The organism is Acidobacteriota bacterium (assembly GCA_040752915.1).
In the GTDB taxonomy this organism is placed as follows: Bacteria; Acidobacteriota; UBA4820; order UBA4820; family DSQY01; genus JBFLVU01.
Genome location: JBFMHB010000012.1, coordinates 1 through 16,676, shown reverse-complemented (window position 1 = coordinate 16,676; position 16,676 = coordinate 1). Strand labels below are relative to the sequence as shown.

The window sequence follows — 16,676 nt, the reverse complement described above, 5'->3', positions numbered from 1 at the left end:
TCGCCTATTCCAGGCGAGGCTTTTTCTTTGCTTGGCCGGATTCCTGGGCTCTGCGCGGCGCTCTTTCGCGGGAACGCATTCCCGCGGGGAGGAGACCATGCTCGCGAATGAGGCGCCCGCGCGAGGAGCGGGCGGCCGGGCCCAGTTCTTTCCCGAGGCGACCGACGCCGAATGGAACGATTGGCGGTGGCAGTACAGGAACCGCGTCCGCGACCTGGACGTCCTATCCCGGCTCCTGCCCCTGACCGCCGCCGAGTACAAGCAGCTCAAGCTCCTGGGGCCTCGCCTGCACCTTGGGATTCCTCCCTACTACCTCAGCCTCATCGACCCGCAGGATCCGGACGATCCCATCCGGCGGCAGGCCGTGCCCTCGCCCTCCGAGTTTCTGCCCCAGCACCCGGGACTCGTGGATCCCCTGGCCGAGGACAACCACATGACCGTGGACGGTCTCGTCCACAAGTATCCGGACCGCGCCCTCTTCATCGCCACCAACATGTGCCCCATGTACTGCCGCCACTGCACGCGCAGGCGCGAATGGGACGACGGCGAGAAGCCCAAGAACCGCAGCCAGCTCGACCGCATGATCGGGTACATCCGGGAAACGCCCCAGATCCGGGACGTGATCTTTTCCGGCGGGGACCCGCTCTCCCTTCCCCTTTCGGTGCTCGATTACTGCCTCTCCGAGCTCCGCAAGATCCCGCACGTGGAGATCATCCGGATCGGGACGCGGTATCCCGTGGTTCTGCCCCAGCGGATCACGGAGGAGCTGACGGACCTCCTCTCCCGCCACCTCCCTCTCTGGGTCCACACCCACTTCAACCATCCCAACGAGATCACGCCCGAGTCCGCCGAAGCCTGCCGGCGCATTCAGCGAGCGGGTGTCCCCATGAACAACCAGAGCGTCCTGCTCCGAGGCGTCAACGACAGCGCCGACACGATGCTCCGGCTGTGCCATGGGCTTCTGCGCATCGGTGTGCGGCCCTACTATCTGTTCCAGTGCGACCCGGTGCGGGGGGCCGAGCACCTGCGCACCTCCGTCTGGACGGGCGTCGAGATCCTGGAAAAGATGCGGGGCCACACCTCGGGCTTCGCGGTGCCCACCTTCGTGGTGGATACGGAGGGCGGCGGGAAGATTCCCCTCGGCCCCACCTACCACCTCTATTCCACGGAGGACACCCTGGTCCTGCGCAATTACGAGGGGCGGATCTTCCATTACCGAAACCCAGCGCCTCCGCCCCCCCGCAGGCCGCGCCGGGCGCCCGCCCTCCCCTTCGAGGAAACCGACAAGCCCCGCAAGCCGCGCCTGGTGAAGCGGGACCGGACGGCCGTCCATGCGAATCGGGCTGACGTTTGATCTGAAGCCGCCGGCCTGCGAACCGGCGGAAGGGCAGCCCGACGACCTCTACGAGGAGTTCGACCCGCCCGAAACCGTGGGCGCCATCGGCGCGGCCATCGAATCCCTCGGCCACGAGGTCGTGCCCCTCGGGGGGGGCCGGTCCTTCCTCGAAAAGGCCCTCACCGAGCGCCTGGATTTCGTCTTCAACATCGCCGAAGGTCAAGGGACCCTTCGCAGCCGCGAAGCCCAGGTCCCCTCCGTTCTCGAGATGCTGGGCATCCCCTATGCCCTGTCCGACCCCCTCACGCTGGCCCTCAGCCTCGACAAGGCCCTCACCAAACGGCTGGTGGCCTTCTCGGGGGTGGCCGTCCCGGCGGACCTCGTGGTGCGCCGGGCGGCGGACCTGGACCGGGTGGACGGGCTCCGCTTCCCTTGCATCGCCAAGCCGGCCTACGAGGGATCCTCCAAGGGAATCCGCGACGCCTCGGTGGTTCGGAGCCCTCAGGAGGCCCGCCGCCACGTGGAGGCCACCCTCCGCGCCTACGGGCAGCCCGTCCTACTCGAGGAGTTCGTCTCGGGGGACGAATACACCGTGGGGGTCGTGGGCAACGATCCGCCCCGCGCCATCGGGGCCATGCGCATCCGGCCCAAGGCGGGCCCTCATCCGGACTTCGTGTATTCCGTCGAGGTGAAGCGGGACTGGAGGAACCGGGTGGCGTACGACGTTCCGCCTCCCCTGGATGGGCCGGCCCTTGACCGACTGTACGGCGATGCGGTTCTCGCCTTCCAGGCCCTGGAGTGCCGGGACGCGGCCCGCGTGGATTTCCGGATGCGGGACGGGCGCCCCGTTTTCTTGGAGATCAACCCCCTCCCCGGGCTTTCCCCGACCTACGGGGACCTCCCCATCCTCGCGCGGGGGATGGGCATGCCTTACCCGCAACTGATGGAGGCCATTCTGAGCGCGGCGCTCCAGCGCTGCGGCCTGGCCTGACCCCTCCTTCACGTGGGAGCGCCGTCATGACCCAGTCTCCCCAGGATCGGTCCCTCTCGCCCCCGGGGCCCCAAACGGCCCCGAAACCCTCGGCCGCCGAGTGGGAGGGGGAGCAACTCCGGATCTTCACCCTCCGGAGGAAGCCCGTCTTCGTGCTGTACAACGATTTCGACAGCGATCTGGACGGAGGGATCGCCGAACGGGCCGTCCTCGAAACCGTCGAGGGTGTCTGCCGAGCCCTGGAGGAGGGGGGCCGGCCCGCGGAGAGGATTCCCCTCGTACCGCCCCTCTCCGGGGCGGCCCGCGCTTTGGAATCCCTCCCCAAGGGCTCCACCGTCTTCAACCTCTTCGAAGGGTTCGCCGACGACCCCCCCAGCGAGGTGGCCCTCGCCATCCACCTGAGGACCTTGAGGCTCCGCTCCACGGGGTGCCCGCCCCTCTCCCTTCACCTCGGCCTGTACAAGGCCATCGCCAAGCGCTTTCTCCAGGCGGCCGGTCTTCCCACCGCGCCCTTCCGCGTGTACGAACGCTCCAGCGAAGCCGCGGAGACTCCCCCTTTCGGCTTCCCCGCCTTCCTCAAACCCGCCGCCGAGGACGCGAGCCACGGCATCCAGGCCGAGAACCTCGTGCAGAACCCGGAGGACCTCCAGAAGAGGGTGCGCGTCCTCCTGGAGCGTTTCCCGGCGGGCGTCCTGGCGGAGCCCTTCCTGCCGGGGCGGGAACTGAACTGCTCCGTGGTGGAGACGCCCGACGGCATCGTGGCCCTCCCCCCATCGCTCGTGAATTACGAGGAGATGCCCGCCTCCCACCCGAAGGTCCTGACCTTCGACGCCAAGTGGGCGGAGGGGAGCGAGGCCTATCGCGCCACGCCGACGGTCTGCCCGGCCCCGGTGGAGCCGGAGCTGATCCAGCGCGTCCGGGCGCTCGCCCGCGAGGCCTACTTGGCCCTTGGGTGCCGGAGCTACGCTCGGGTGGATTTCCGGGAAGACCGGGAGGGAAACCTCCAGATCCTCGAGGTGAACCCGAACCCCGACTTCTCCCCTTCCGCCGGGCTGGCCAAGCAGGCCAAGGCGCACGGGTGGGACTACTCCGAACTGACTCATCGGGTGCTCGGAGCCGCCGAGGTGAACGAGCCGTGGACCTGAAGCTGAGGGCCCTCCAGCCCGGGGACCGTTCCCCGATCGCCACCCTGCTCCGCTCCGCGGGGGTGTTTCGGGAGGACGAGGTGGCCGTGGCCTTGGAGCTCGTGGACGCCGCTCTGGAACGGCCCGACCATCCCGATTACCGATTCGCCGTCGCCGCCGCCGGCGACGAGGTGGCGGGGTACGCCTGCTGGGGCCCCACCCCCTGCACACTGGGGACCTTCGACCTGTACTGGATCGCCGCCTCCCCCGCCCATCAGCGGCGGGGCGTCGGCCGCCTCCTCCTCTCCCACGCCGAGGCGGACATGGCCGCGAGGGGCGCCCGGTTGTGCGTGATCGAGACCTCGTCCCTTCCCCGGTACGCACCCGCCCGGGACTTCTACCTCCGGATGGGCTACCGGGAGGAGGCCCGGCTGAGGGAGTTCTACGCGCCCGGGGACGACAAGGTCGTTTTCGTGCGGCACCTTGCCGGGCCCGGTGACACCGACGCCTCCCCCTTGCCCGGGACCCCTGGAGGCCGGTAGAATGCCTTCAACTGAATGGAGGTTGATATGAGCGCGCAAAAGGCCTTCCGACGGACCGCACTCCTGGCGCTGCTTCTGCTGCTGGTCGCTTTTCTGACGGGCTGCGCCACGAAGGAGGCCGCCTCCGCGGGCCCCGGCCCGGGAACGACCGTCCCGCCGGCCCCCCCTCCCAGCACCTGGACACCGGAGGCGCCCGCCACACCCTCCCTCGACGTGGAGAGCAGCGCCGAGGCCTTCAACCGCCAGGGTGTTCTGGGCCGCATCCACTTCGACACCGACAAGTGGGAGATCCGCGCCGACGCGAGACCCATTCTGAAGGAGAACGCCGCCTGGCTCCTGGCCCATCCACAGTTCCGCGTATCGGTCGAGGGGCACTGCGACGAGCGGAACACGGAGGCGTACAACCTCGCCCTGGGCGAGCGGAGAGCGAATTCCGCCAAGGAGTACCTCGTGGGCCTCGGCGTCCCGGCGGACCGGATCCAGACCGTTTCCTACGGCAAGTCCCGTCCCGCCTGCCAGAGCCACGACGAGGCCTGCTGGCAGCAGAACCGCCGGGATGAGTTCCTACTCATCGACGTGAAGTAGGCGTCCATGGGCATCCTCCGGCAAACCCTGGCCGCCGCGGCGGTCTTCGCGGCGGTTTCCGCCTCCGGCGGGACCCGCGAGGACATTCAAAGGCTGGACCAGCAGGTGGCCGCCCTGGGCGCCCGCCTCCAGCAGGTGGAGTCCCAACTGCCGCTCCTTCAGAAAGCCCTCCAGGACCTTGCCACCCGTGTGGAGGCCCTGGGGCGCGCGTCCCAAACGGCCGACATCCGCTCCGATCTGGAGGAGATGAAGCGGCGCCTGGAGCAGATCCAGGAGCAGGTATCCGCCCTTCAGAGCCGCCAGGAACTCGCGGCCGCTCCGCCGGCCTCGGCCCCGCCGACGATCTTGGACAATCCCCAAGGCGAGGCCCCGTCGGGGGCCGCCTCCCCACCCGCGCCCTCTCCGGCGGAGCCGGTCTCCCCCGACCTGTACGCCCAGGCCTACGCGGACTACCTCCAGGGGAAATACGACCTCGCGCTGGACGAGTTCCGCCGTTTCCTCCAGGCCTTCCCGGAGGAGGGCCGCGCGGGTAACGCGCAGTACTGGATCGGGGAGTGCCTCTACAGCAAGAAATCCTTCGTCGAAGCCAAGGAGGCCTTCCGAACGGTGCTCGACCGCTACCCGAAGAGCCCGAAGGCCCTCGCGGCCCGGCTCAAGCTCGGATTCTCCCACCTCGCGCTCGAGGAGACGGCCCAGGGGATGACCGCTCTCCGACTTCTCATCCAGTCCGCCCCGGATTCGGATGAGGCCGCCATCGCCCGGGAGCGCCTGGCCCGCCTCCAGTCGCCCTAGCCGCGCCCCTCCGTACCGCGACGATCCGCGGCGGCCCACGCGCACCTCGGCCCGCTCCACCGGGACCGGAGGAGCGGTCTAAACCCCTCGGCCTCCCCGGCGGTCTCCAAGAGGGCTCGCCGGGTTTCGTCTCTTCGGCCGGCCCTCCCTCGCCCGACGCCCCCTTGCGCGGCCGGGACGGTGGCGTCGTATCCTGGGCGGGCGCCCCGGGCGGGAGCATGAATCCGGCAGGAGGAGCCCTGGACCTTCACGACACGTTCACCGACGAGGAACTCATGGCCCGCGCGGCCGTGGGGGACCGCGACGCCCTCGGGATCCTTGTCCGGCGGCATCAGTCGGGCGTCTACTCCATCGCGCGGAGGTACCTCGGCGACGGGAGCGAAGCCGAAGACGTGGCCCAGGACGTCTTTCTGCGGCTATGGCAAGCGGCGGCGCGCTACCGTCCCGAGAAGCCCTTGCCCGCGTACTTGCGGACCATCACCGTGAACCTCTGCCTGGACCGGCGTCGCCGACCCGCCCTGGTCCCCATCGTCGATCCCGGGGCCATCCAGGGGACCTCGGATTCGGAGGCGGGCTTGCTGGCCGCCGAGCGCCAGGTGGCCCTGCAGAAGGCCTTGGCCGGCCTCCCGCCCGCCCAGAGGATGGCCGTCGTCCTCTTCCACCTGGAGGGGCTCCCCGTTGCGGAGACGGCCCGCCTTCTCGATGTCGGAGTCAAGGCCGCCGAATCTCTCCTCTCCCGGGCCCGGCGTTCACTCCGAGAGAGCCTGGCGGACATCCTGGACTGACGCGCTTCCCGACCGAAGGATTTGTGGCCCTCGACCGTTATGCCTGTTGGAGGAGGCCCCGTGCGGTGTGCTAAAGCCTTGAAAGCGATCGACCGGATGGACCTCCGTGAAACCCGCGATCCAGGGCCGGCCCTGGCGGAGCACCTGACTTCCTGTCCCGACTGTGCCCGCGAGTTCCGGCGGCAGGCGGCCCTGATGGATCTTCTCGGCCGTGGCGATCCGCCCGGAGAGATCCCGGACCTGGCTCCCGCCGTCCTCCGGCGCCTCCCTCCGCGCCGGACCTACCGGGAAAGCCTGCGGTGGGTCGCCGCGGCGGCCCTGGCTCTGGCGGCCCTCGGCCTGGGATATGTCCTCGGGAGGGCGTGGGCCGCCGCCGAATCCTCCTCCGCGCCCTCGGGGGCCATGATGACCGCCTACGGGCAAGCCCTCGCCGACGAGCCTTTCGGGTCCCTGGAGAGGGCCTATTCGGGCCTGCGTCCAGGGGTGGAGACCGTTTCCGACGGAAGGAGCGGACCATGAGACACCGGTGGCTCACGCTCGGGCTTCTGGCCTCTCTCGCCCTCAACGCGGGGCTGCTCGTCGCTTTGATGCAGAGGGGTGCGCGGCATCATCGCCACATGTCCCCGCCCGACCTGGGCCTCTCCCCGGCCGTCCAGGCCCGATGGGACGAAAACTTCGAGGGCTTCCGCTCCCGAATGGACGCCCTGAGGGCGGAGTTGCGGGCGGAGCGCGAGAAGATGCTCGTCCTGCTGGCCTCCGACGACTGCACGCCGGAGGCCCTCTCCCTCCATCGGGCCCGACTGCAAGACCTGACGGATCGCCTGTTCCAGACCGTCACGGAACACCTCCTCGAGCAGAAGAAGCTTCTCAATCCGGAGCAGCGCAAGCGGTTCTTCGCGGCCCTGCGCGACCACATGCCCGACTCGGTGGGCATGTTCCCCCATCCCCCGAAGGAGAAACGACCGTGAGGCACCGCCACCTTCTCTTGACCTGCCTTCTCCTGACCACGGCGCTTCGCATCGGAGCGGAAGGAGAGGAGCCCTCGGCGGGTCCCTCCGGCCCTCCGCTCACTCTGCGCGAGTGCATCCAGATCGCGGTCGGCCACAACCCGGACGTCGGGGCCATGCTTCACGCCGGGCGAGCCTCCATGGCCCGCATCGGACAGAGCCGGGCCTCCTACTGGCCCACCCTCACGGCCTCCGGCGGGTTGTCCCGATCCTACGCCGAAGCCGAGGCCGGCGCCTCGGGCCGTTCGTCCGCCGCCACCAGTTCCAGCGGCGCGCTTTCCACCCAGGTCACGCTCCTGGACGGCGGCCAGCGAAAGACGGAGGTCCAGGGAGCCGCCGCCGCGTACCAGGCCGCCGACTGGAGGTTCAAGGCCACCGTCCAGGACCTGGCGATGGAGGTGGCCACGGCCTACTACACTCTCCAGGGCTACCTGTGGGACCTCGAAGTGGCCCGGGAGATCCTGTCCCAGAGCACGGTCCACCTGGAAATGGCCCGGGCCAGAGAATCCGTGGGCCTCGCGCCGCGGGCCGACGTGCTCCGGGCCGCCACCGCCGAAGCGGACGCCCGACTGGGCGTGGTCCAGGCCGCCGGCGACGTATCCCGAGGACGGTCCGCCCTGGCCATCCTGATGGGATTTCCGGCGGATGCGCCCGTCGAGATCGCGGGCGTCCCCCGGGAAGGGACCTTGCCCTCCCTTCCGGACTGGATCGAGGGGCGGGAGCGGGCCCTCTCGGCCATCCCCGAGGTAAAGGCCGCCAGGGCGGAGGAGGAGGCCTCCTGGCTCACCTGGAAGGCCGCGAAGTTCTCCACCCGGCCCACGGTCACGGCCGACGGGTCGGTGGGCCGCCTGGACGCGGGCCGCTGGCCCGACCGGGACACCTGGAGCGTGGGCCTCTCGATCCGGATTCCTCTCTTCACGGGCTTCTCCAAGTCCTGGAGCGTGGCGGGAGCACGGGCCGGGTACGAAGGCGCCCGGGAGGAAACCCGGAGCGCCCTCCTCGCCGCGGAAAAGGCCGCGTACACGGCGCGCATAGGCCTCGATGAATCCCTTCAGGCGGTGGCGGCCGCCGAGGCCTACCTCTTGAGCGCGGAGGAGAGCGCGCGGGTGGCCGAGGGACGGTACCGGGAAGGACTCGGGTCCATGCTCGACCTGGTGGACGCCACGACCTCCCTGCAGAGCGCCAAGCTGCGCCTGGTGAGGGCGCGCCTCCAGGCGCTCCTCTCCGATCTGCAATGGAGCCGCGCCACGGGGATCGATCTACTGGAGGGAATCACCGTGCCTTCCACCGCGCTTTCGCTGTCACGTTCATCCGACCAGGCCGACCCAGCCAAGGGGGACCCCACGCCATGAGCCCCAAGACCCTTCGGAACTCGCTCGTCCTCGCCCTAGTCCTCGCCGGTGTCCTTCAGGGCGCCTGCAAGAAAGCCGGAGGCGGAAAGCCCCCCGCCGGAAACCTGGTCCCCGTCAAAATCATGGACCTGCCCGCACAGGTCATCGCCACGGGGACCGTCACCCCCAGGGTGGGGGCCCAGGTCAAGGTGGGACCCCGCGTTTCGGGGCGGCTCGAACGCCTCTACGTGCAGGTGGGAGACCGCGTCACCCGGGGGCAGACCCTCGCGATCCTGGAGCAGCGCGATCTTCAGGCCAACGTGGACAAGGCGAAGGCCGCGCTGGCCTCGGCGCTGGCCACGGCGGATTACGCCAAGTCCAATTACGACCGGACGAAGGAACTCCTCCCCAAGGGCTACGTCTCCCAGGACAGCGTGGACGCGGCGCGGCGGGCCTACGAGCAGGCCCGCGCCGAGGCGGACAACGCGAAGGCCCAACTCGCCTATGCCGAGGTCCAGCTCTCCTACGCCACCGTCACGTCGCCCATCGACGGCATCGTCGGATCCGTGTCCACCCAGGAGGGCGAGACGGTGGCCGCGAGCCTGAGCGCGCCGACCTTCGTCACGGTCATCGACCTGAGCCGTCTGGAGGTGGACGCCTACGTGGACGAGGTGGACATCGGCCGGGTCAAGGTCGGACAGGCCGCCACCTTCACCGTGGACGCGTTTCCGGACAAGACCTTCCAGGCGGTGGTGGAAGCCATCTACCCCCAGGCCGTCATCCAGGACAACGTCGTCAACTACGCCGTCATCCTCGGTATTCAGGACGCCTTCGAGGGTCTCCTGAGGCCCCAGATGACCGCCTCCGTCTCGATCACGCTGGACACCACCAAAGGGGCCTTGGTGGTCCCCGTTCGAGCGGTCAAGCACGAGGGCGGAAAGGCCTATGTCCAGGTCCCGGAAGGGAAGGGCCTCTCGGCCCGCCCCGTGACCCTCGGTCGGGAGTCGGGCGAGTTCGTCCAGATCAAGGCCGGGCTCTCCGAGGGGGACAAGGTCTTCGTGCCGGGAGCCGCCCGAGCCAACGACACCGGCGGCCTGTGAGGCGGTGGCCATGATCGAACTGGGCGGAGTCGCTAAGACCTACCTCACGGGCGGCCTCGAGACTCCCGTGCTCCATGGCATCGACCTGACCATCGAGGAGGGGGAGTTCGTGGCCCTCATGGGACCCTCGGGGACCGGCAAGAGCACGCTCATGAACATCCTCGGCCTCCTGGACCGCCCCTCGGCGGGCACCTACCGCTTCGCGGGGCAGGACCTGACCACCCTCGACGACGACGCCCTGTCCGCCATCCGAAACCGCCGGATCGGCTTCGTTTTCCAGCTGTTCCATCTCCTGCCGAGGGTCAGCGTCCTCCAGAACGTGCTCCTTCCCCTTCTGTACACCGAGCCCTACCCTCCGGACGCCCGCGAACGCGCCCTGGGACTCCTCAAGCGCGTGGGCCTGGAAGACCGGGTGGGGTTCAAACCCAACGCCCTGTCCGGCGGCCAGCAGCAGCGCGTGGCCATCGCCCGGGCCCTCATCAATGAGCCCGCCCTCATCCTGGCGGACGAACCCACGGGGAACCTGGACTCGGTGGCGACCCAGGAGATCCTCGCCATCTTCGACCGGATCCACAAGGAGGGGCGGACCATCGTGATGGTGACGCACGAGCCCGAAGTGGCCGCCCACGCTTCGCGGGTGATCACCCTCAAGGACGGACGCGTGGCCAGCGACGTCAGGCCGGCCTGAGGAGACCGCCCCATGAATCACACCGAGACCGCCCGGGGCCTTTCGCTGACACCGGCCCGCGTCCGCCCGGCCCGCTCCTCCTTCCGCCTTTTCCGGCTGGCCCGCCACGCCGCGGGCGCCCTCTGGGCGCAGAAGGGCAAGGCCTTCCTCATGCTCCTGGGCACCGCCGTCGGCATCATGCTCCTCACGGCCGTCGTGGGCCTGAGCGCCGGGGTCGAGCGGAGGATCTCGGAGATCATGTCCACCTTTGGTCCGCGCTCCATCATGGTCTTCGCCGGCGGCGGGAGGATGATGGGCCCTCCGGGGAGGTCCGCCTCCTCCTCCACCCTCCGCCTCGAGGACGCCGCCGCGGTCCGTGACCGGTTCTCCGAGGAGGCCGTGATCTGCGCGGGGCTCTTCCAGCGGGATGTCCCCATCAAGGCCGGAGAGGCGGAGGCGCAGACCGACGTCACCGCCGCCGACCCGGCCTACTGTCAGACCTTCGATTGGTACGTCTCCGCCGGAGAGCCCCTTGACGAGGACGACGAAAGGACCCTGGCGAGACGCTGCGTGCTGGGGACCACCGTGGCCCGGAACCTTTTCGGGGACGAGGACCCGGTGGGCCAGCGGATCCTGGTGAACCGGGTCCAGTTCACGGTGAAGGGCGTTCTCCAGTCGCGGGGGACGAACTCCATGGGTTTCGACATGGACGACCGGATCTGGGTCCCCCTTTCGACGGGGATGCGGCGGGTATTCCGCGTGGACACCATCCGGTTCATCCGGCTCAAGGTCCGCGAGGGGTACGAGGTCCCGTCCGTCGTGCAGGGCGTGACGGCGCTCCTTCGACAGCGCCATCACGTGCGGGAGGAGGAGGAGGACGATTTCCGGGTCCGCACCCCGGACTTCATCGCCCAGCGCGTCCGCAGCATGGCCCGGACCACCCAGCTCGTGGGCGGAGCCTTGACCCTCGTGGCCCTCCTCGTCGGAGGGGTGGTCCTCATGAACATCCTCCTCCTGTCCGTCAGCGAGCGCGTGCCGGAGATCGGCCTCAAGCGGGCCCTGGGCGCGTCGAGGCGGGACGTCTTTTCCGAGTTCCTGGTGGAATCCGTGATCGTGAGCCTGTTCGGAATGGCCCTGGGGGTGCTCCTCGGGCTGGTTCCCGTGCTGGCCATCCCCAAGCTCTTCCCCATGATGCCCATGGCCGTGAGCTGGAAGACCTTCGCCTACGCGGCTCTCTTCTCCTCCCTCGTGGGGCTCGTCTTCGGCGTCCAGCCGGCTCGACGGGCCGCGAGGCTCGACCCCGTGGAGGCGCTGAGATGATTTCGGATTTTCGATTTGGGATTTCGGATTCGAGGCGGGAAGCGGGACGGGTTGCCTCCATCCCAAATCCCCCATCCCCAATCCCAAATGTCTCCGGAGGGCTCCCTGGATGAATCTGGCCCGCACGCTCGTGATCTCCTGGGACGTCTTGATGGGACACAAGCTCCGGACGGTGCTCTCGAGCGCGGGCATCGCCATCGGCGTGGCCGCCGTCGTCATCATGGTGGGGGCTGGAAAGGCGGCGGAGGAGGAGGTCGTCGGGAAAGTCCGCAACATGGGGACGAACCTCCTCGTGGTCCAGGCCGGCCGCTTCCAGAACGTGGGAGGCCGGACCCGCCAGGTCTCCACGTTCACGACCCTCACGCCAAGAGACGTCCAGGCCCTCTCGCGCCGGCTCACGGGTATCGAATGCATCGCGGGGGCGTACCAGAGGAGCGCCGTGGTCCGGTACAAGGGGATCCGCACCCGCACCGACGTGGCGGGGGCCGAGCCGGCCCTCTTCCGGATCCGGGGCGTCTCCGCCGCGAGGGGTCGCCTCTTCACCGACCTGGAACAGCGGTCCCTGGCCCGGGTGGCGGTGGTCGGCCCCACCGTCGTCACCAACGTCTTCGAGGGCGCCGATCCGGTGGGCAAGTCCCTGGAGATCAACAAGATCCTCTTCAAGGTCGTGGGCGTCACCTCCCCGCGGGGCCAGGACCTCAACGGGGACGACCAGGACGACGTGGTGTACGTGCCGCTCTCCACCGCCATGGTTCGCGTCTTCCACGTCACGTACCTCCAGAGCATCCTCATCCAGGCCGAAAGCGCCGAGGCCATGGCCTCCCTCCCGGACCGGATCGTCCCCGTGCTCCGGAAGACCCACCGCCTCAAGCCGGGCAAGGAGAACGACTTCACGATCCAGGACCAGGCCCAGCTCATGCGGTCCGAGCAGGACACCAGCCAGGCCTTCACGGTCCTCGTGGGGAGCGTGGCCGGCGTTTCCCTCTTTACGGGAGGCGTGGGCATTCTCGCCGTCATGCTGATTTCCATCCGGGAGAGGACCCGCGAGATCGGCCTTCGGAGGGCACTGGGAGGCCGGAGGAGAGACATCCTGGGGCAGTTCCTTCTGGAGGCGGGCAGCCTGGCCGCCATGGGGGGCCTCTCGGGGGTCCTTGTGGGCCTGGGCGGAACCTGGCTCACCGTGTACCTCATGCGATGGCCCCTCCTGTGGCCCTGGAGCGCCACCGCCTACGCCTTCGGGCTGTCGGTGGCCATGGGAGTCGCCTTCGGCCTCTATCCCGCCCTGAAGGCCGCGCGGCTGGAGCCGGCCGTGGCCCTCCATGCGGCCGGCTGACTCCGTCGGGGGACCCTCACGGCCTCCAACGGCGCCCGCCTTCCTTCGGTCCCGTTTCGTCCCCGCCGCGTCCCACTCGCCGGCGCACTCAGAAAGGAGAGCACCATGAGAACGCTTCCTGTCCGGCTCCTTCCCTTTGTCCTGATCCTTCTCGTTCCTCTCTTCGCCTGCCAGGCGGGCCCGACCCGCATGGTGGTCCTCGACATGGAGCGCATCGCCTCCGAATCCGCCGCGGCGAAGGCCGCCTTCGCCGAGGTTCAGAAGCTGTCGGAGAAGGTCCAGGACCAGTTGTCCGGGATGGCCCGGGAGATCCAGGCGGCGGAAGAAGCCGGGCGCATTCGGCCCGGGGACCTCGAAGCCATGAAGAGGCAGTGGATCGCCCTGAGGCAGGAGGCTGAATCCCAGGTGGGAGCCCGCCGCGAGGCGGCCGCTGAGGAGGTGGAGGACGTCCTGCGCCGTGCCGTGGAGGAACTCGCCTCCGAAAACGGGTGGGACCTTGCCCTCCGGAAGCAAGACGGCGTTGTCTGGTCCAAGAAGGACCTCGATGTCACGGGCTCCGTCGCAAGGAAGATGGACGAGATCTGGGGCCGGACCCATAAGGGCGGCCATCCGTAGGTCGCAGGCGCAGGGCGAACCGCGACCAGCTCGCCCTTTGGGTCATTAAAGGGCCGGGCGGCTGAAACACAATCGCTTCTCAGGGGGATCCACTCTCCTTCTCCGATGGCTTTGCACGACTGACAGCCTCTTCAGGGCACAAGACAGTCCTTGCGAGGAGAATCACCGAGCACTCAAGGCTGGCCTTCGCACCGAGGTGTGAGCGGGGAGGTACTGCCTCCGAGAGGAACTCCCGGGGCCATCGAGTGCGCCTGGGGGCGTCAAAGTACAAGGAAACGTGCTGCCCCCCGCACGACGATCTGAAATGATGGTCACTGCGGATGCCTCAATGCCATCTTGGACAGACTCTCAACCGGTACGAGGGCCCGGCATTTGCAACCCTTCGTGGAGACTCGCATCGGATGATGCGAATCTCGTCCGACTTGGCACCTAGAATGCTCGATCCCCAGCGTCCGCAAGGGGAGTGAATGCAAGCGGTGAGAGATGAAATGAGGGACATCCACAGCTCATGGATGCCAATTCCAGGCTGGGCATGCGTTGCTGCAGGAAATCGGCCCTCGTCTTCTCAAGCAACTTGTGCGGTGGTCTGCCACATGGGAGCGCCATTCTGACCAGGGCGCACGCGCTTGCGGCCTGGCCCAATCCTGCCATCTCCATCAACCTGCGGCGACCCGGGCCAGAAGCGCCGCACCCAGTCAGGAAAGGCCCTTCCGGAGGAATGACGAGAATGGGAAGAAAGAAGCCGAACATCTACCGTCTTGCCGATCCAAGAAGTTTTTTTTCGCTCGTCCTGGTGTCACTGGCTCCCGTCGGCATGCGGGCAAGCGACCTTGTCGGGTATCGAGTCACATCCCCCCTCACCGTGGATGGATACTCGGCGGATTGGACTACGGTGGAAGACCACCACCTCCCGGGTGATTGGGCCACCATCCGTTTCGCCCATGACCAGTCCTCTCTTTACATTCTCCTTCGCATCTCCAGCGTTGAAACGGCCTACTTGATCTCACGCAAGGGGATGAGCCTGTGGATCGATTCGAAGGGACAGCGAGATCCTCACCTCAAGGTCCGGTACTCCGGCTCGAGAGAGTTGTTGGCCGAAATCGAGTTGAACCACAATCCCTTCCAGGATGCGTCAATCAACAAAGGCGAGCTTTCCAATAAGCGTCCTCCAGGCCCTGGCCTTGGTGCGGGCCCGCTTCCCTCTTTGCCGCCAGGTCTCGGGGACCCCCATGCTTCGGTAGGTTTCGAGACCCAGGCAACGGTTAGTCGGAACGATCCGCAGGAGATATGTAAGAGGGTCATGGACCCGGGAATCCTTCTCGTTACGCAGGAGGGCCGGACCGCGTTGCAACTGGAATGCGGTTCTGAAGACCTCTGCGCCGCGTCCCGGTACGATCCTCCGAACTTCTGCTTTGAATTCCGCCTTCCCTTGGCTGGACTGTGCTTGGAATGGCCGGACCGAGAACAGAGGGAAGTCAGAAGAGTGAGTATCGGCCTTGAGGTCCCCGAGCTCCGACAGGACCGCGAAGAGGTGGTGACCATGACCCCCGCCCAAGGAAGTGCGGGGGGAGGCATGCCCGGCGGCGGCATGGGGGGAGGCATGCCCGGCGGCGGCATGGGGGGAGGTATGCCCGGCGGCGGCATGGGGGGAGGTATGCCCGGCGGCGGCATGGGGGGAGGTATGCCCGGCGGCGGCATGGACGCGGCAGGAGCACCCGGTGGTCCCAGGGCACCGAAGGGCTTCAAGGGGGGGGCAACCTACTCCGTGTCCAAGACGGTTCGCTGGATGGACGTCCTCTTGTCCACCCAAGCAAAACGGACGCCCCCTCCTCTTCCGAAGGGGGACAAGGCGAGTTCCGAAGGAGATCCTGCTGGAGCGGGGTGAGGCAGACCTGTTCCGCCCCAAGTGGATGGCCTCACGAGAGGCACGCCACTCTCCTGGCCCGTCTAAAGGCCGAATGCCAAGAACCCCCTGCGTTTCAAGGCCGCCTGAGGGTTCCCGGGGTGGGGCCCCTCGCTCTTCCTCCTGGCCAACGACGTCCTTTGCGGAATCTTCTTCTCGAAACGGCGCGAAGCCGAATTCACTTCGGCTGCAGCGCCAACCACCCGAGGGGGGTTCAGCGAGCGATGCGAGCGCCTAAGGGGGGCAGAGCCCCCCTTGGGTGTCTCTTGGCGGAGAGGGGGGGATTCGAACCCACGCGGCCTAGAAGCCTCGGGGCCAGAGGCCCCTGCGTTTCAAGGCCGCCTAAGGGTTCCCGGGGTAAGGTCCCTCCCTCGTTTTCTACGGCTCGGCGTGAAGCCGTTCACGCCTCGCCTTGAAAACCACGGGTGTCCCTACCCTTCTCATCCCCCCAAGTACGTCCTTTGTGGGATTCCTTCGAAGCAGCCCGTTGGCGGAGAGGGGGGGATTCGAACCCCCGGTCCAGGTTTGAGCCCGGACAACTGCTTAGCAGGCAGTCCTGTTCGGCCACTCCAGCACCTCTCCGCGAAACGGTGGCCGCTTTCATTATAGGTGCGACGCGGCCTTCGCGTCAACGAAGGGCTGGGCCGCGGGACCAGCCACGCGGGAGTCCAAAATTCCCCGGATCCGATGATCCCGATCAGGCCTTCTTCCGCGCCCTACGCCCAGGCGGCCTCATCCATGCGGCCATGCGAGACCGGATTCCTTTTCTTGCCCCAGCCGAGTGCGGTCCAGGGTCCGGTCCGGGGCGGCCCAGACTCCATCGTGAAATCCTTCACCGCCGCGGCCCAGGCCACCCTCAACGGGGCAAGATGCTGGCCCAACGCACGCGCTGCACGAGTTGGAGGGCTTGCCATTGGAGGACTCCGCCGCCTCGCCTCCAGGCTGTGCGGCAGGACACCGAAGGTGGCGGGTTCAAGAAGCAAAAGCCCCGCCGGAAAAGCAGGCGGGGGATGCGTGCCTCACAACCATGTGTCAATCCAAGACCTTACCCCTTTTTCACACTCCAAGGACCACCCCAGGACCCACCTTTGGGCGCCAGCTGCGTTGCTTGCGGTCCTCTTCAAGAAGGTTTTTCTGCCTGGGACGGGACCACCTTCAGAGCAAGCCCGTTTCGTTGAACCTCGGCGATTTTACGAGGCCGTTTTCGTGGATCTCGGGGGGAGTTTCTCTCTTTAGGTGCGTCCT

Annotated in this window: 16 protein-coding genes and 1 tRNA gene; 16 read left to right on the top strand and 1 reads right to left on the bottom strand. The window is 67.9% G+C overall.

Annotation, left to right across the window (positions count from 1 at the left end; genetic code table 11):
* Positions 1-97 precede the first annotated feature (97 nt).
* The 16 genes from AB1824_03910 (at position 98) to AB1824_03835 (ending at position 15,413) form a co-directional block, all read left to right on the top strand.
* Positions 98-1,354 carry a KamA family radical SAM protein gene (locus AB1824_03910; GenBank protein MEW5764100.1) on the top strand — a complete coding sequence of 419 codons (1,257 nt, stop codon included), beginning with the start codon at positions 98-100 and terminating at the stop codon, positions 1,352-1,354.
* Complete coding sequence (locus AB1824_03905) at positions 1,332-2,327, top strand: D-alanine--D-alanine ligase (protein MEW5764099.1); 996 nt, start codon at positions 1,332-1,334, stop codon at positions 2,325-2,327. Before AB1824_03910 ends, AB1824_03905 begins: the two co-directional genes overlap by 23 nt.
* 26 nt (positions 2,328-2,353) lie before the next feature.
* Positions 2,354-3,472: a hypothetical protein gene (locus tag AB1824_03900; protein ID MEW5764098.1), complete on the top strand. Its 1,119-nt coding sequence runs from the start codon at positions 2,354-2,356 to the stop codon at positions 3,470-3,472.
* The gene (locus AB1824_03895) at positions 3,463-3,993 is read left to right on the top strand and encodes a GNAT family N-acetyltransferase (GenBank protein ID MEW5764097.1); all 531 of its coding nucleotides are present in this window, start codon (positions 3,463-3,465) and stop codon (positions 3,991-3,993) included. Before AB1824_03900 ends, AB1824_03895 begins: the two co-directional genes overlap by 10 nt.
* A gap of 27 nt (positions 3,994-4,020) precedes the next feature.
* Positions 4,021-4,578: a peptidoglycan-associated lipoprotein Pal gene (gene pal / locus AB1824_03890; GenBank protein ID MEW5764096.1), complete on the top strand. Its 558-nt coding sequence runs from the start codon at positions 4,021-4,023 to the stop codon at positions 4,576-4,578.
* A gap of 6 nt (positions 4,579-4,584) precedes the next feature.
* Positions 4,585-5,370 carry a tol-pal system protein YbgF gene (gene ybgF, locus AB1824_03885; GenBank protein MEW5764095.1) on the top strand — a complete coding sequence of 262 codons (786 nt, stop codon included), beginning with the start codon at positions 4,585-4,587 and terminating at the stop codon, positions 5,368-5,370.
* A 218-nt stretch (positions 5,371-5,588) separates the two neighbouring features.
* Positions 5,589-6,155, top strand: a complete 567-nt coding sequence (locus tag AB1824_03880; GenBank protein ID MEW5764094.1) for a sigma-70 family RNA polymerase sigma factor — start codon at positions 5,589-5,591, stop codon at positions 6,153-6,155.
* A gap of 60 nt (positions 6,156-6,215) precedes the next feature.
* A complete protein-coding gene (locus AB1824_03875) occupies positions 6,216-6,674 on the top strand; it encodes a hypothetical protein (GenBank protein ID MEW5764093.1) in 459 nt (152 codons plus the stop codon).
* Positions 6,671-7,123 carry a periplasmic heavy metal sensor gene (locus tag AB1824_03870; protein MEW5764092.1) on the top strand — a complete coding sequence of 151 codons (453 nt, stop codon included), beginning with the start codon at positions 6,671-6,673 and terminating at the stop codon, positions 7,121-7,123. The genes AB1824_03875 and AB1824_03870 overlap by 4 nt, the downstream gene beginning before the upstream one ends.
* Positions 7,120-8,514, top strand: coding sequence for a TolC family protein (locus AB1824_03865; protein MEW5764091.1), 1,395 nt, complete (start codon positions 7,120-7,122; stop codon positions 8,512-8,514). The genes AB1824_03870 and AB1824_03865 overlap by 4 nt, the downstream gene beginning before the upstream one ends.
* Positions 8,511-9,593, top strand: coding sequence for an efflux RND transporter periplasmic adaptor subunit (locus tag AB1824_03860; protein ID MEW5764090.1), 1,083 nt, complete (start codon positions 8,511-8,513; stop codon positions 9,591-9,593). Before AB1824_03865 ends, AB1824_03860 begins: the two co-directional genes overlap by 4 nt.
* A gap of 10 nt (positions 9,594-9,603) precedes the next feature.
* Complete coding sequence (locus AB1824_03855) at positions 9,604-10,281, top strand: ABC transporter ATP-binding protein (protein ID MEW5764089.1); 678 nt, start codon at positions 9,604-9,606, stop codon at positions 10,279-10,281.
* Positions 10,282-10,293: 12 nt separating this feature from the next.
* The gene (locus AB1824_03850; GenBank protein MEW5764088.1) at positions 10,294-11,580 is read left to right on the top strand and encodes an ABC transporter permease; all 1,287 of its coding nucleotides are present in this window, start codon (positions 10,294-10,296) and stop codon (positions 11,578-11,580) included.
* A 109-nt stretch (positions 11,581-11,689) separates the two neighbouring features.
* Complete coding sequence (locus tag AB1824_03845) at positions 11,690-12,913, top strand: ABC transporter permease (protein MEW5764087.1); 1,224 nt, start codon at positions 11,690-11,692, stop codon at positions 12,911-12,913.
* 105 nt (positions 12,914-13,018) lie between these two features.
* On the top strand, positions 13,019-13,528 hold the full coding sequence (locus AB1824_03840; protein MEW5764086.1) for an OmpH family outer membrane protein: 510 nt from the start codon (positions 13,019-13,021) through the stop codon (positions 13,526-13,528).
* Between the two features lie 727 nt (positions 13,529-14,255).
* Entirely contained in the window at positions 14,256-15,413 is a 1,158-nt protein-coding gene (locus AB1824_03835) for a hypothetical protein (GenBank protein MEW5764085.1), read from the top strand.
* Positions 15,414-15,919: 506 nt separating this feature from the next.
* On the opposite strand, the gene AB1824_03830 is transcribed toward AB1824_03835, so the two are convergent.
* Positions 15,920-16,013 (bottom strand) — tRNA-Ser (locus AB1824_03830).
* Positions 16,014-16,676 lie beyond the last annotated feature (663 nt).